This is a genomic window from Micromonospora sp. NPDC050187, from assembly GCF_044459745.1.
GTDB lineage: Bacteria > Actinomycetota > Actinomycetes > Mycobacteriales > Micromonosporaceae > Micromonospora.
On record NZ_JBITJH010000003.1, the window covers coordinates 283,655 to 297,962 of the forward strand.

The 14,308-nt window shown below is 68.6% G+C and carries 11 protein-coding genes, 1 other RNA gene and 1 pseudogene; 10 read left to right on the forward strand and 3 right to left on the reverse strand.

Annotation, left to right across the window (positions count from 1 at the left end):
- Positions 1 to 102 precede the first annotated feature (102 nt).
- Positions 103 to 1,758: a monocarboxylate uptake permease MctP gene (gene mctP / locus ACIBJE_RS07085; RefSeq protein WP_396744169.1), complete on the forward strand. Its 1,656-nt coding sequence runs from the start codon at positions 103 to 105 to the stop codon at positions 1,756 to 1,758.
- A gap of 173 nt (positions 1,759 to 1,931) precedes the next feature.
- Here the strand turns inward: mctP and ACIBJE_RS07090 are convergent, their stop codons facing one another.
- Complete coding sequence (locus tag ACIBJE_RS07090) at positions 1,932 to 2,693, reverse strand: sulfite exporter TauE/SafE family protein (RefSeq protein ID WP_396744172.1); 762 nt, start codon at positions 2,691 to 2,693, stop codon at positions 1,932 to 1,934.
- Positions 2,694 to 2,874: 181 nt separating this feature from the next.
- On the opposite strand from ACIBJE_RS07090, the gene ACIBJE_RS07095 reads away from it, so the two are divergent.
- The 9 genes and pseudogenes from ACIBJE_RS07095 (at position 2,875) to ACIBJE_RS07135 (ending at position 12,754) form a co-directional block, all read left to right on the forward strand.
- Positions 2,875 to 4,335 carry a hypothetical protein gene (locus tag ACIBJE_RS07095; RefSeq protein WP_396744175.1) on the forward strand — a complete coding sequence of 487 codons (1,461 nt, stop codon included), beginning with the start codon at positions 2,875 to 2,877 and terminating at the stop codon, positions 4,333 to 4,335.
- A 148-nt stretch (positions 4,336 to 4,483) separates the two neighbouring features.
- Complete coding sequence (locus ACIBJE_RS07100) at positions 4,484 to 4,954, forward strand: hypothetical protein (protein ID WP_396744178.1); 471 nt, start codon at positions 4,484 to 4,486, stop codon at positions 4,952 to 4,954.
- A 55-nt stretch (positions 4,955 to 5,009) separates the two neighbouring features.
- Positions 5,010 to 6,095: a phosphotransferase family protein gene (locus tag ACIBJE_RS07105; protein WP_396744181.1), complete on the forward strand. Its 1,086-nt coding sequence runs from the start codon at positions 5,010 to 5,012 to the stop codon at positions 6,093 to 6,095.
- The gene (locus ACIBJE_RS07110; RefSeq protein WP_396744184.1) at positions 6,092 to 7,132 is read left to right on the forward strand and encodes a T3SS effector HopA1 family protein; all 1,041 of its coding nucleotides are present in this window, start codon (positions 6,092 to 6,094) and stop codon (positions 7,130 to 7,132) included. The genes ACIBJE_RS07105 and ACIBJE_RS07110 overlap by 4 nt, the downstream gene beginning before the upstream one ends.
- 83 nt (positions 7,133 to 7,215) lie before the next feature.
- Positions 7,216 to 8,340, forward strand: a pseudogene (locus ACIBJE_RS07115) (lanthionine synthetase LanC family protein); the annotation flags it as partial.
- Between the two features lie 126 nt (positions 8,341 to 8,466).
- Positions 8,467 to 8,885, forward strand: an RNA gene (rnpB, locus tag ACIBJE_RS07120) — RNase P RNA component class A.
- A gap of 459 nt (positions 8,886 to 9,344) precedes the next feature.
- Positions 9,345 to 10,322: a hypothetical protein gene (locus ACIBJE_RS07125; protein WP_396744187.1), complete on the forward strand. Its 978-nt coding sequence runs from the start codon at positions 9,345 to 9,347 to the stop codon at positions 10,320 to 10,322.
- 89 nt (positions 10,323 to 10,411) lie between these two features.
- Positions 10,412 to 10,945: a hypothetical protein gene (locus tag ACIBJE_RS07130; protein ID WP_396744190.1), complete on the forward strand. Its 534-nt coding sequence runs from the start codon at positions 10,412 to 10,414 to the stop codon at positions 10,943 to 10,945.
- Positions 10,946 to 11,710: 765 nt separating this feature from the next.
- Complete coding sequence (locus ACIBJE_RS07135) at positions 11,711 to 12,754, forward strand: hypothetical protein (RefSeq protein ID WP_396744193.1); 1,044 nt, start codon at positions 11,711 to 11,713, stop codon at positions 12,752 to 12,754.
- Here ACIBJE_RS07135 and ACIBJE_RS07140 read toward each other — a convergent pair.
- Both ACIBJE_RS07140 and ACIBJE_RS07145 read right to left on the reverse strand, forming a co-directional pair.
- On the reverse strand, positions 12,735 to 13,430 hold the full coding sequence (locus ACIBJE_RS07140) for an HAD family hydrolase (RefSeq protein WP_396744196.1): 696 nt from the start codon (positions 13,428 to 13,430) through the stop codon (positions 12,735 to 12,737). The two genes, ACIBJE_RS07135 and ACIBJE_RS07140, sit on opposite strands and share 20 nt — an antisense overlap.
- Positions 13,427 to 14,293, reverse strand: coding sequence for a GntR family transcriptional regulator (locus ACIBJE_RS07145; RefSeq protein WP_396744198.1), 867 nt, complete (start codon positions 14,291 to 14,293; stop codon positions 13,427 to 13,429). Before ACIBJE_RS07145 ends, ACIBJE_RS07140 begins: the two co-directional genes overlap by 4 nt.
- Positions 14,294 to 14,308: the final 15 nt, after the last annotated feature.

A 14,308-nucleotide genomic window follows, 5' to 3' on the forward strand; every position in this document is an offset into this window, starting at 1 on the left:
GGGCCTGCGAGCCCCGCAGTCGCGAACGAAGGTGGGTGCGGTGAGCGCGAGGAGTGAGCCGGGCCTGCGAGCCCCGCAGTCGCGAACGAAGGTGATGCAGTGATGTGGCGCGACCACCTTACCGAGATCATCGTCTTCACGCTGCTGTTCCTGCTGGTCAGCGCGATGGGCTTCGTCGCCGCCCGGTGGCGGGCCCCGAAGGACATGGCCCACCTGGACGAGTGGGGGCTGGGCGGGCGCAGCTTCGGCGGCTGGATCACCTGGTTCCTGGTCGGCGGCGACCTCTACACGGCGTACACCTTCGTGGCGGTGCCGGCGCTGATCTTCGGAGCCGGCGCAGCCGGATTCTTCGCCGTGCCGTACACCATCGTGATCTATCCGATGGTTTTCCTGGTGCTGGTCCGGCTCTGGTCGGTGTCCCACCGGCACGGCTTCGTCACGCCGGCCGACTTCGTCCGCCGGCGCTTCGACTCCCCGGTGCTCGCCCTGCTCGTCGCCATCACCGGCATCGTCGCCACCATGCCGTACATCGCGTTGCAGCTGGTCGGCATCGAGGCGGTGCTCAAGACGATGGGCGTGACCGGTGAGAGCGCCCTCGCCCGGCACCTGCCGATCATCGTGGCGTTCGCCATCCTCGCCGCCTACACCTACCAGTCCGGGCTGCGCGCCCCCGCGCTGATCGCCTTCGTCAAGGACAGCCTCATCTATGTCGTCATCCTGGTGGCGGTGCTCTACCTGCCGTACAAGCTGGGCGGGTGGGGAGCGATCTTCGACGCCGCGGATGCCAAGTTCGCCGCCTCGGAGAACCCGAACGACGGCATCCTGCTCAATGCCAACAACCAACTCCAGTACGTCACCCTGGCGTTCGGCTCGGCCCTGGCGCTGTTCCTCTACCCGCACAGCATCACCGGCGTGCTGGCCAGCCGGAACCGTGACGTGATCAAGCGGAACATGTCCGCGCTGCCCGCGTACAGCCTGCTGCTCGGGTTGATCGCCCTGCTCGGCTACATGGCCATCGCGGCACAGGTGAAGCCGCTGCCCGGTGCGAAGGAGGGCACGGTCGACAGCAACACCGTCGTGCCGGTCCTGTTCGACCAGATGTTCCCGGACTGGTTCGCCGGGGTGGCGTACGCGGCCATCGGCATCGGCGCCCTGGTGCCGGCGGCGATCATGTCGATCGCGGCGGCGAACCTGTTCACCCGCAACATCTACAAGGAGTACCTGAAGCGGGACGCCACCCCCGCCCAGGAGGCCAACGTCTCCAAGATCACCTCACTGGTGGTGAAGGTCGGCGCGGTCGCCTGCATCGTCTTCCTCGACCCGCAGTTCTCCATCGACCTGCAACTCATCGGCGGCGTGATCATCCTCCAGACGCTGCCGGCCGTAGCGTTGGGCCTCTACACCCGCTGGTTCCACCGGGGCGCGCTGATCGCCGGCTGGGCCGCCGGCATGGGGCTCGGCATGTGGATGCTCTACCAGATCCCCAACGCGGCCACTGGACGGAAGCACTTCGGCGGCTCCGCCTTCCCCCTGGCCGACTTCGGTGTCGACACCCAGAAGACGATCTACGTCGGCATCGTGGCGGTGCTGGTCAACCTGCTGGTCGCGGCGTTGGTGACCCTGCTCCTGCGGGCCGCCCGGGTGCCCGAGGGCGCCGACGGCACCACGCCCGACGACTACTTCGCCGACGAGGGCGACCCCCGCGTCGACCCCGGCCCCAGCCGGGACGCTGACACCGCACCGGAACCCGTCGCCTGAGGTGCGTGCAGGGGCCCCCTCCTCATCAAAAGGCGGTAACAGGGGACCCCTGCAACCACCCCGGGCGCACCGCGACACCCAGCACCGGCCGGACACCGAGGACGGGTAGGCCGACGCGGTCGACCGGCTGCACGGCGGGGCGTACGTGGTCACCCCGTCCGGTGCGGGTCGGCTCAGCGCAGCGCGCGGTGCAACAGGTAGCCGCCGATCACCGTGCCGAAGACCACGATCAGGGACTTCAGCACCACCGGCGGCAACCGGCGAACCAGCCGTGCGCCCACGTACCCGCCCACCAGCGTCGCCGGGGCGACCACCGCCACGGCGGCCCAGTTCAACGGCCCGAAGGCGGCGAAGATCCCCACCGTGGTCAGCCCGACCACCGCCGAGAGCAGGTTCTTCAACGCCGACACCCGGGCCAGGGTCTCGTCCAGCACCAGGGCCAGCCCGGCGATCAGCATCACGCCGAGCGCGGCCCCGAAGTAACCCCCGTACACGGTGCCGAGCAGGACCATCGCCTGGAGCGTGACCACCCGACGGCGCGCACCCAGGTCGCGTGGATGACCGACCAGCCGGCGCAGCGGATCCTGAAACGCCAGCACCGCCGTCGCCCCCAGCACCAGGAACGGTACGACCAGCTCGAACGCCCGGGCCGGCGTGTTCAGCAGCAGCAGCGCCCCGATCGTCGTACCGACCAGGGCGGTCGGCAGCAGCGCCAGCACCGTCCGCCGGGGCGGCAGGTCCCGCCAACTCCCCGCCACGCTCGCCAGGTAGCCGGGGCACACGGCCACCGAGTTGCTCACGTTCGCCGCCACCGGCGGCAGCCCCACCGCGATCAACGCGGGAAAGGTGATCAGGGAACCCCCGCCGGCCACCGCGTTCACCGTGCCCGCGGCGAGACCAGCGACGAGCAGCAGGGCGGCGTCGGGGAGATCCATGGCGACCCGAGGCTACCCAGGCCGGCGCCCGGACGCACACCCACCCACACCGCACCCGCCACCCGCCCCGGCTGTGCCGTCCGGCTGCGCCGCCCCGCCCCGGTGCCTTTGCCCGTCCCGGGCAGCGTGGCCCCGCTCCGGCCGGCACGCTTGCGCGCCCGGGAAACGGGAAGAGCCGCACATGGCCCAGCCCCGACCACGGGAGACCCGCCGTGCCGCCGGTGCCATCCTGGCCTGCGCCGTCCTCGCCGCCCTGCTCCGGCTGCCCTTCGTCCGCACCGGCCTCTCCATGGACGAGGGCGGGTACGCCCACGTCGCCCGGGAATGGGCGCGCGGCGTGCCGCTGTACCGCGAGGCGTGGCTCGACCGGCCCCAGGGGCTGCTGCTGACGTACCGGCTGCTGCTCGGCCTCGACCCCGACGGCGGTGCGGTCCGGGTCGGCGCGATGGCCGCCGGCGCGACGATCACCGTGCTGGTCGGCCTGACCGGCTGGCTACTCGCCGGCCGGCGGGTCGGCACCGTCGCGGCGGCGCTCTACGCGGTCGTGGGCGTGGCGCCCAGGATCGAGGGCTTCACCCTCATCGGCGAACTGCTCGCCAGCGTCCCGGCCGCCCTCGCGGTCACCGCAGCCCTGCTCTGGCGGCGGTACCACACCCCGGCCTGGCTGGTCGTCGCCGGCATCGCCGCCGGGGGAGCGGTCACCATGAAACCCTCCGGGCTCGACGGCCTCACCGCCGCGCTGGCCGTTCTCGCCGTCACCCCCGGCCGCCACCTGCGCGGCTACGCCCTGCTGCTGGCCGGGGTCGCCGTCCCGCTCGGGCTCTGCGCCCTGCACGCCACCACCCTCGGCTGGTCCCGGTACTGGCACGCCCTCGTCGGCTACCAGCTCGCGGCGCTCGGCGGCACCACCACCGGCGCCGACGACCGCGTCTCGGCCCTGCTGGGCAGCCTCGGCACGGTCGCCCCGGAACTCGTCGCCCTCACGGTCGCCGCCATCGCCGGGGCCTGGTCGGTACGCCGGCACCGGCCCGTCACCGCGACCCTGGCCGCCTGGCTCGCCGGTGGCCTCGTCGGGGTCAACCTGGGCGGCTCGTACTGGCCGCACTACTGGGCCCAGCTCCTGCCCCCGCTGACCGTGCTCGCCGCCGTCGCGGTCACCGCCGTCGGCACCCACCGACCCGCCCTGCGTACCGCCGCCTTCGGCGCGGTCCTGCTGCCGCAGGTGGTCTGGCTTGTGGCGCTCGTCCCGGCCACACCCGCGCAACGCCACCGTGCCGTCCCGTACGCCGAGGCGGCCCGGCGCGACGCCCGGATCGCGGCGGCCGTCCGCGCCGGCACCCGCCCCGACGACCGGATCTTCGTCCTGGTCTCCCAGGCGGACATCTACTTCCTCGCCGACCGGCGCACCGACTACCCGTATCTGTGGGGCAAGCCGATCGAGAAGATCCCCGACGCGCTGCCCCGGCTCCGGGCCATGCTCGACGGCGCGGACCGGCCCCGGGTGGTGGTGCTCAACCACGAACCGGCGCGGGTCGACCCCTCCGGTCAGGTCGGGCGGATCCTCGACGCGCACTACCGTCCCTGGCGCGAGGTCGACGGGGCGCCCCTGCTCCGGGCCGTCGACCGTGGCGTTCCCCGCTGACCCGCCCGGGAGCCGCTGCGAGCGTCGGGCGGAAATCCCCGGATCCGGTCGAAGGTGCGTGGGTGGGTGATAGAACACATGGCGAAGGTATGTCCCGATTTAGGCGATATAGCATGGTCGAGTGTGAGGCGTCTGGGAGGGTGCGGTCATGGCGAGGACGCGGCAGACAGAGCTGGAGCAGGATCCGATCGTCGAGGCATTGGTGCCTGACCCGGCCGCAGGGCCGCCGCAGACGGTGGTCCTCCGGGGGCATCTCGGAAGATCCACCTCAGCCCGGGAATGGCGGCTGTACCTCACCCCGGCACTGGACCACTACGTCGTCATACCGGAGGACGAGATCCTGCACACCTGCCGGTTGCCGGACGAGCAGACGACGTTGGTGTGGGTACCGAGGGACCTCTCGCTCCAGCAGACCCGGGTGGTGCCGAAGAACGTCGCGACCGAGTTCCTCCAGGGCGCGATCGTCGGGGACCACCTGGCGGCGGCCGAGCTGGCACCGTACGCCTCGATGACCGGGCCGCAGGTCGTCCGCGGCTCCCTGCCGGCGACCATCACCCCGGCCGGCCCGTGCCACACCTGGATGACGTGTGGTGGCGGCGGCGGGGGCACGCTGCGGTAGCGCCGGTGTGTCCCACCTGCCGAAGCGGACGCCGGACGGGAGCTGTCGGGGAACGATGCTGACGGCCGAGGAGGTGCCCGGGTACCTGATCGCCCGTGGTCTCGTGGCACCACGGACGCTCGTGGACGGCGACCTGGTCGTACGGGACCTCTCCAGCCGCAACCGGACCTTCGCCGTGGAGTGCCGCTCGGGCACGGGCTACCTGCTCAAGCAGGACCGCGACCCGAGGACGACCGGCTGCGCGCACGAGGCCGAGGTGTACCGGATCCTCTCCGGCGACCGGCGGATGCGCGTCCGCGTGCCCCGGTGCCACGGCTACGACACCGGGGCACGGGTCCTGGTGCTCGAGCACCTGCGTGACGCCGTGGACCTGGGCAGCCCTCGTCGTCGCCGGCCGTCGGTCCGGGTCGCCGCCGAGATCGGCGCGGTACTCGCCGCGCTGCACGCCACCCCCACCTCGAAGGCCGACGAACTCGCGACACCCGCTGCGCGCCCGCCGGCTCTGCGCCTGCACCGTCCGGACCTGGCTTTCTTCTGCGCGGCGGCCGGCTCGACCCTGCGTCTGGTCCGGATCGTCCAGCAGACCTCCGGCTTCGCGCAGCTACTCGACGAGGTCGGCCGCGACTGGACGCCCAGCGCCCTCGTGCACGGCGACGTGCGCTGGACGAACCTGATGGTGGACGCCCGACGTCCCCGGCTGCGCCTCGTCGACTGGGAACTCGCCGGCCGGGGGGACCCCCGGTGGGACATCGGATCGGCGCTGGGGAACTACCTGGGTCTCTGGCTCGCTGCGCTCCCCGTCACCGGCACCGTCGCCCCGGCCCGGAACCCGACCCCGGAGCGTCGTCTCCTGGAGCAGGTCCAGGCCGCCGTGCGGGCCTGCTGGAACAGCTACGTCCGCACCCTCGACCCGGATCCCGACGTCGCCGGGCGGATGCTGCCCGGGACGGTGCGCTTCGCTGCCGCCCGGCTCCTGCAGACGGTCCTCGAAACCGCCGACAACCGCGTCGCCCTGACCGGCGACCTCGTGCTGCACCTCCAGGTGGTCCTCAACATGCTCGAATGTCCCGCCGAGGCAGCGGTCCACCTGCTCGGCCTGCCGCTGTCCGCCCTACCCCGACCGGCCCGGAGCACGGCGTGAGCGCGTACCACCACCAACTCGCGTCCGTGCTGGCCGCGGTGCGCGTGCACTCGCCCACGTCGTACTCCTGGCTGGGACACCGCCAGGTGGTCCTGCCGACCGCCGCGGCGCGGCTGCTGGCCGCCGGCGTGGTACGGGCACACCTGGTACGGGCCCTGCAGACGCGGCTCTACCAGGACTTCTACACCAGCGGCGGGCCGGCACCGGTCGACGAGCACATGTACGGCGCACGCCCCTGCGCGGCGACGGCGTCGTTCCGGACCGCCCTCGCCGCCGCCAACTCCGGCACCGGCGCCCGGGAACCCGGATGGCAGGTGTACGCGGTGGAGCACGACCGCGTCGTGGTGGAACGCGACGGTCTGCGCCTCTGGCTCGCGCCCGGCGAGGTCTGCCCGCCCTCCGGCGGTCGCCCGACCCCCGGCGGGCCCGTCGCGATCCGTATGCCCCGGGAACTGGCCTCCTGGTCGACGGGGTTCTACGTCGCCCTCGGCGACCTCGGTCTCGCCCCGGCCACCGAGGAGCCGGTCCTACGGCTGTACTGGAACCTCCGCCCCGACGGCGGGCCACGCCTGCTGGCCGCCGCGACGGCCCGACTCAACCGGGCGGGCGTCCCGTTCCGCCTGAAGGTGGCGAGCGACCCGGCGCTCTACCACCGCTGCGACGCAGGCGTCCTCTACCTCCCCAGGCGACGGTACCGAGCGGTCGCCGGCATGCTGACGGAGCTGCACGGGGAGCTGCGCGACACCCTGGACCCGTACACACCCTCGTTCACCCGACGCCTGGCCCCCGGCCTGGCGCTGGCCGAGGATCCGCAGGACGGCGGCAGCTTCGGACTGCACCGGTGCGGACTGCTCGCCGAAGGTGTCCTCCGGGCGTACGAGCACGGCGCGTGGACGGTCGCGGACCGCGTGGCCGTGGTCGCCGACTGCTTCCGCGCCGCCGGGATCCACGTCGACCGCCCGTACCTCGACCCCGGCTCGACCGACGACTACCCGTCGTGGGAGGCCGGCTCGACGGTCGGGGCGGGAAGCCCGTGAGCACCGGGCATCTCGATGTCGCCCACCGGATCGGGCGACACATCGTCGACACGGCCATCTGGTCCGGGAACCGCTGCAACTGGGTGGGTGCCCGGTTGCACGACGGCGACCCGGACCGCGCGTCGGCATCGCTCGCCGCCCTCGGACCGGACCTCTACGGCGGCACGGGTGGGGTCGGACTGTTCCTCGGTGAACTCGGCGCGGTGACCGGTGACGAAGCCGTGCGCCGGACCGCGCTCGGCGCGATGGAGCAGGCGGTCCGCCGGCTCCTCACGGGGGATCCGCCCGCAGACTGTGGCGCCGGGCTCCACACCGGACGGCTGGGAGTGGCGGTCGCAGCCGCCCGGCTCGGCGTGCGCCTCGACCACGCCTCGTTGCTCGAGCAGGCCGCGGCCCTGGCCAGGCCGGGAGCGCCGGACGACGGGGACCGCGACGACGGATTCGACCTGCTGTCCGGACAGGCGGGCACCATCGTGGCGCTGTTGACCCTGGGCGAACTGCTGGCCGACGCCGGGCCCGTCGACCGGGCGGCCGAACTGGCCGACGATCTTCTGGTGCAGGCCGACCGCCGGGACCGGTGGTGGTCCTGGCCGCCGCTGCGCCGCACCTCCACCGCCCCGCTGACCGGCCTGTCACACGGGGCCGCCGGCATCGGCTCCGCCCTGTTCGAGATGTTCCGGGCGAGCGGCGACCCCCGCTACCGCCACGGGGCCGAACAGGCTTTCGCGTACGAGTCCCACCTGTTCGACGCCGGCCAGCGCAACTGGCCGGACCTGCGGGGCGGCGGACGCCGGGGCCGACGCCACCCGTTCTCCTACGCCACGGCCTGGTGCCACGGAGCACCCGGCATCACCCTCTCCCGCCTACGCGCCGACCAGATCGACGGCAGGCGGACGTATCGTCGGGACATCGCGCACGGAACGGCCACCACGCGTGCCACGGTGGCAGCCAGCCTGGCAGCCGGGAGAGGCAACTACAGCCTGTGCCACGGACTCGCCGGCAACGCCGAGGTGCTGCTGTGTGCCGGGGACGACGACAACGGCACCGGGGACGCGGACCGCGCGCTCGCGGTCCGCGTCGCCGAGGAGGGCGCGAGCGCGTACGCCGACCAGGGCCGCTGGCCCTGCGGGATCCGTACGGGAACCACCCCGGCCCTCATGGTGGGCCAGGCCGGCACCGGCCTGTTCTACCTGCGCCTGCACGACCCCACCGTGCCGTCGGTGTTGGCCTGGCGGCCGGAGTCGTTCACCGTCCGGCCGGCCCGACCGCTTCCCGCACCGAGCGGGCCGGCAATATCCGCGCCCGGGGGATCGTTAGGATGGGAGCGCGACGGACGAGTCGACCGGGCGGTCGCGTCGGTGGGCCGAGTGCCTACCGCCGAGGAACGTCCGGACTCCACAGGGCAGGGTGGTTGTTAACGGCAACCCGGGGCGACCCGCGGGACAGTGCCACAGAAAACAGACCGCCGCGCCCACGCGGCGCGGTAAGGGTGAAACGGTGGGGTAAGAGCCCACCAGCATCCCGGGTGACCGGGATGGCTCGGTAAACCCCACCCGGAGCAAGGCCAAGAGGGCCGCCGACCGCGAGGACGGTGGCCTGCGCAGACGCTTGAGGGCGGCCCGCCCGAGTCTGCGGGTAGGCCGCAAGAGCCTGCCGGCGACGGTAGGCCGAGATGGATGGCCGCCGCCGATGCGGAACCCGGTGACGGGGTACGCGTCGCGCACAGAATCCGGCGTACAGGTCGACTCGTCCGTCGCCCACCAGCTCAGAGCCTCGACCAAGGCTCTGAGCTGGTCTTATGTTTGGCTGTCGATGGTCGTTGTTGGTCGATATTGGTCAGCATCTGACGGCCTGGCGACGGCCTGACGGCCTGGAGACGGCCTGATCTTGGGCGCTTCGAGGGCTGATTGGTGACTGCGAGCAACCGTTCTCGGGCGGCGCAGGTTTCGAACCTGTAACCCCTCGCTTGTAAGCTCTGCGCGCTTCCTCCGTCGGCGTCTGTACATGTTCGCGACCTCGGGCCTTGATCCGTCGCCGTCCGGCTTGAGCCCTCTGGTTGGCCTGGTTGCTGTCACCGTTGCTGTCGCAGCCGCCGGCCACTCCCCCGGGGCCGACAGTCGGATTTTGTACAGCGACAGGCCGATCGTTTACAGTTAGGCGCAGATAGTCTACTTTGGGCGTTCCCGCTTCCACTATAGGAGAGGACTGGAAGATGGGTCATTACGGCTACCGACTCTTCTTGGTGCGAGCCAGGGATGGTATGGGCCGAAAGAACTTGGATTTCGGCAACATCGCCAATAAGCATTTTGTCGACATCTTGCACCAGGACATCAGCGACAATATAGACGAAACGCTAAAGCTCGAAGACCCTCCAAAGATTCTCGAAAACGGCTCGTCTGCGCCACCCACTGGATCGGTGGTTCGATTCACTGCGATCGACCGAAAAGAGCTTGAGCTTCGCCTTGACTTCTTCCACGGCCCATTCGGCGAAGGCGGGACGCTTATTGACCCGGAAGGGGAAGATGACGACCAGGACGTGGAGGGCCGGGCACTCTCGAACCCCTACCGCGCCATCCTCTGGTTTCCCAGAAAGGGCACGGCCGGAATCCTAGCCGTCGAAGCCCGAGGTCGTGCCTGTCCTTACAGGAGAATCCTCGCAAGCCTTAAGTATATCCATAGCACCACGCATCGCCTTTTTGTGGAGGCAGGCGTTGCGGATAAAGCTGCCGTAGCTCACTTCATTCGCAATGGCGTAGTCCGTGAGCTAGAAGTTACCTCTCACGGAACCGCCCGAGACGGCGATGTATTAACCGACCGAGTGAAAATGGTCGTGAAAATCAGTGGTGCGTCGAAGCTTCAGGAGAAGATGCGAGAGAAGGCGCTTCAGTGGGCCAATGTCCAATGGAAGCGGCTCACGAACCAGGATGCCCGACGAGCGCTTGCAAAGGAGCTTACGACAACAGCCGTTGGTGTAACCATCCCACTCGATTTCGACGACAGCCTTCTCCGCATCGACGGGCCCAACGACAGGAAGCGCACCTTGCGCCCGTCGAGAGACGTGGGCGAGTGGATCTACGATATTGCCGACTATCGGCTAGATGACGACAAATGGTTCGCCCAAGTCTCGGCCTCTATCGCCGAGATCTTCCCAACCATCGCCGCATCCGAGGGTGTCGTACCCCCCAGCTAAAGTGTGGAGGTGCTGGGAGGTGCTGTATGCGCACAGGTCTGCTAGATCGGTTCAACCTGGGCCCACTATTTCTTGACCACATTCGGTCAATGCGACAAGTGGGCCCAGAGGGATCGCCCGAAGATGAGGGAGACCCGCCGGACGTCGCCGCCCGGGCTTTCCTATACACCGCCCCCGTGGTGGTCGCAATCATCTCCCTCTGGCGCGACTGGCGGCTGACCGATCCCGCATCCCTCTCTGGCGCGAGCGCCCTCATGGCGGGAATACTGTTTGCCGCCTTTACACAGTTGGCGACACTTCGGGAGCGACTCGAAGATCGGGACGAGCCCATTAGCACTACAACGAGAAAGCACTTTCGTGAGACCGCCGCCCATCTGATGATGGGATCATTGACGGCCGCGACCGAAGCCGCTTTCCTAGTTGTAGCTTCCGGCTCCCGGAATCATCCGGACGACAAGTTGGCAGAACTTCCAACCGCGATAGCCCTGGGACTCGGGGCTTACTTGTTTCTGCTTTTCGTAATGGCTGTACGACGGATGTACTCCGCCTACCTTCGTGTATTCGAAGGCGGACTCTACCTGCGCAAACCACAGCGAAAGGGTCACGAGGATCAAGACCGGTAGTTGCGTTACCACCCAAGGTGTCGATCTCGTGCTCCGCTCCTCGCGTGCGGCCAAGTCTCTGACCAAGTGCCTCGCGCCGCACCGGGATGGCAGCCCTCAACCACCTACGGACCGCAAGAGCCCGACGGCCCCTAGCCATCCCGGAGCCCGAGGCCCCCGCCGGAGGCGCTTTGACCCGGAGTATCGCCTCGCCCGCGCTTGCCGGCCGCCTTGCCCTCGACGAACCCCGCTGACCGGCCTGGCTGAGTCGAGCAGCTTCTTCTAGTCCGCCAGGCGTGCCGGGGCGCGACCGGCCGCCAGGCCGCACGCGCGCCCCGGCGGCGGGCCGCAGGCCCGCCCTTGACCAAGTAAAGAAAGTCTGAACACGCTACGCTCCGGCCACAGTGTCCGGTCTCAGGGCATAATCGATACTCGTCACTCGCTTCTCGCCTGATGCCTGGCATGATTCTCAAGCGGCGTTGCGGAGGTCGTCGCGGTCCGCCATAGACCCCATGCCGAGGTGGGGGCATGTGGTGTTCTACGTTCCGATCTTCAAGTCGGTCCGAGATGTCAGGGTGGGTCGAGAGGGAGAAAGTGGGCACTCGAGCTGAGTTCACGGCAGCCACCCGCAGGCTGATTGCGGAAAGAGCAGGGTATCAGTGCTCCGTCCTGAACTGCGGGCGCTTAACTGTCGGGCCGGGGGCGGGTCTAAGGCAAACAGTTCATACCGGGGTCGCCGCACACATATATGCAGCATCGCCGGGCGGTCCGCGCGGAACGGGAGGATTGTCGGAAGTTGAGCGCAGTGAACCTGAGAATGGAATTTGGTGCTGCGCCAGCCACGGAAAGTCCATTGACTCCGACGACGGGCGGATTTTTTCAGCTATTCAGCTTAGGGCGTGGAAGAGGCTGCATGAGGCGCGGAAGGCGGCAGAAGTAAACGGCGGTGCGCTGCATCACGTTGGGCTTGTCGAGTCATTATCGGTGAACTCTTCCCCTGTTGCCTCGCTGGAAGGCCGAACGTTCGAGCTAGGAATGCGGAACATATTCACCGGCCCCAACGAAAGCGGTAAGTCCGTCTTGGCGCGCCTTATTGCGAGTGTTGCCTACCCAGATCACGTGGCAGACCTTTCGCGTGATCGAGAGGTCGACATGGGGGTGCGCTGGTTCGATCCCATGACGCACGATGTGGCAACAAAGGGCAGGTCGGGCGTAGTGACGCACGTTCTGGACGGCCAGCCTGTGCCCTACGTCGCGCGCCCTTATAAAACCATATATCTCCGCGAGCCTCACCGAGATAATGTCGGGAGCATCCGCGCGTTGGCCCAGATGTTTGATCTCAGCAAATCGGCAATGATATCCACCCTAGAACTCTTTCCCTCTCAAGACGGCTTGGTTAAAGAGGTTCAGTGTGTGAACGGTGAGGTGCATTGGACTCTAGACGTCAAAGGGCGAACCGAAAGGTACCCTGGTCGCGGTGGAATTAGCAGCCTGATCCGCTTCTTAATCCTCTTAGAGTTGGCTTGCCTTCACGCTCGGCACCACGCGCGTGTTGAGCCAACCTTCCTTCTCCTGGACGACTTTTTCGACTTCTATCATTCTGAGGTGCAGGTAGCTGCACTCGAGCGGCTTCAGGTGGCGGCCGAGCATGCGCAGGTGGCAATCATTAGCGCGTCGCCAACTGTCATCAAGGAGGTCTCGACAGAATGGGCGGTAACTTCTCTTGAGACTCTGCCGAAGAATAGATGGGATAGCCCAATCGATTTCGAGGTCGAAACTAAGTCAATACTGGGAAAGCCTCCTCCTGGCCTCAAGCGCGCAATTGATTGACTAACACATCGGCGATTTCTCGCATGGTGGTGACCACTACGTCTGCTCCGGCTTCCTGGAACCTTTGGATCTTGACCGGGCGGTTGGCGTACCCAATCACTCGCGCCCCGGCTGCCCGCGCCCCGTCGATGTCCGAGAGGGAGTCGCCAATCAGTACGCACCGGGCCGGCGGCTCGCCTACCGCGTGCGCAGCTTGCCGGATCGGTTCCGGGTTGGGCTTCATCCGCTCCGGGGCGGCGTAGGCCCGGCCAACAATCGGCGAGACATGGACGGCAAGGCGGTGCGCTGCCAGGTAGGCGCTCACGGCACCGGCAGAGTTGTTGCTGACCACCGCCACGGGGAAGCCGGCCTGCCGGGCCGCCACGATGACTTCCCGGCCGTACGGCGTCGGTTCGGCGGTCTCGACGGCCTGGCGCTCAGCCGCGCACAGCGCATCCTCTACTGCCTGTGTGGCCTTCTGGTCACCAGTGGTTCCGGTGCGGCGTAGTACCTCAAGCGGGTCCGGTTCGCTGGCGAGATCCGGCGGGACCTCGATGCCACGCCGGTACAACACCTCGACCAGTTCCGCGGCGACCCTTGGCGCTGGATAGCCCGCAAAGACGCCGCACACCGGCCCATCGAAGTCGAGCAGCACGGCACCGACTTCGTCGAGCAGCCGGCCAAGGTCGGCGTTCATGCGTCGTACCGGTAAGCGATGGTCGACCACACCGAGTCGAACCACTGGCGGGACGCTTCCACGAACTGCGTGCCGTGGGAGGCGTCGTCATCGGTCACCGCGTAGTGGAACAGCGGCACATCCTTGCCCATCAGGTCGTAGATCGCCATCGGCTCACCCTTGATCGAGACGGTGCGCTCTACGACCGGGTAAAAGCCGTAGAAGACCTCTTCGCCGTTGAGGATGTAGAGCTTGAACAGCGGGGACGCGCGGTGCATCCGTACCTCGACGGTGGTCGACCGGATCAGGCCGAGGTCGCCCAGCTCGGTGACATGGTCGATGATGCCGTCTGCTGCCCGGCGGGTGATCCGCTCCGCCCGCTCGCGTACGGATGGATCGTCGGCCTGGGTCTCGGCTCGTGCGGGCAATGCCATCGGCACGGTCATGTCGGAGATCAGGACGCGCACGGTGATCGTCTCTGGCGTGAGGCGCCCGACCCGGACCTTGTCGAGCGCCTCAGCGAGCGCGTCCCTCAGCGTCTCCCCAGAGAACCCGGCGAAGTCGATGCTGACGTGAGGTCGTTCAAATGCGGCTTCGATGTGGGGGCGAAGCTCGACGGCCCGCTGTGTTTGAGCGCGGACGAACGCGCCGCTTCCCTGCCGGGTAACGATCAGTCGCTCTGCCCGGAGCAGGTCCAGGGCTCGCTTGACGGTTTCCCGTGCGACGCCGTAGCGCGCTGCTAGGTCGGGCTGTGACGGCAGCTTGTCGCCGGGGGAGAGCCGGCGCGTGAGGATGGCGGCCCGCAGCTTGTTCGCGATCTGTTGCGACGCCTGCTTCGGGTCGTCAGGGTCCAGCTCACCGAGGAAGTCAAGGTTCTCGCTCACGGGTTCACACTAGCC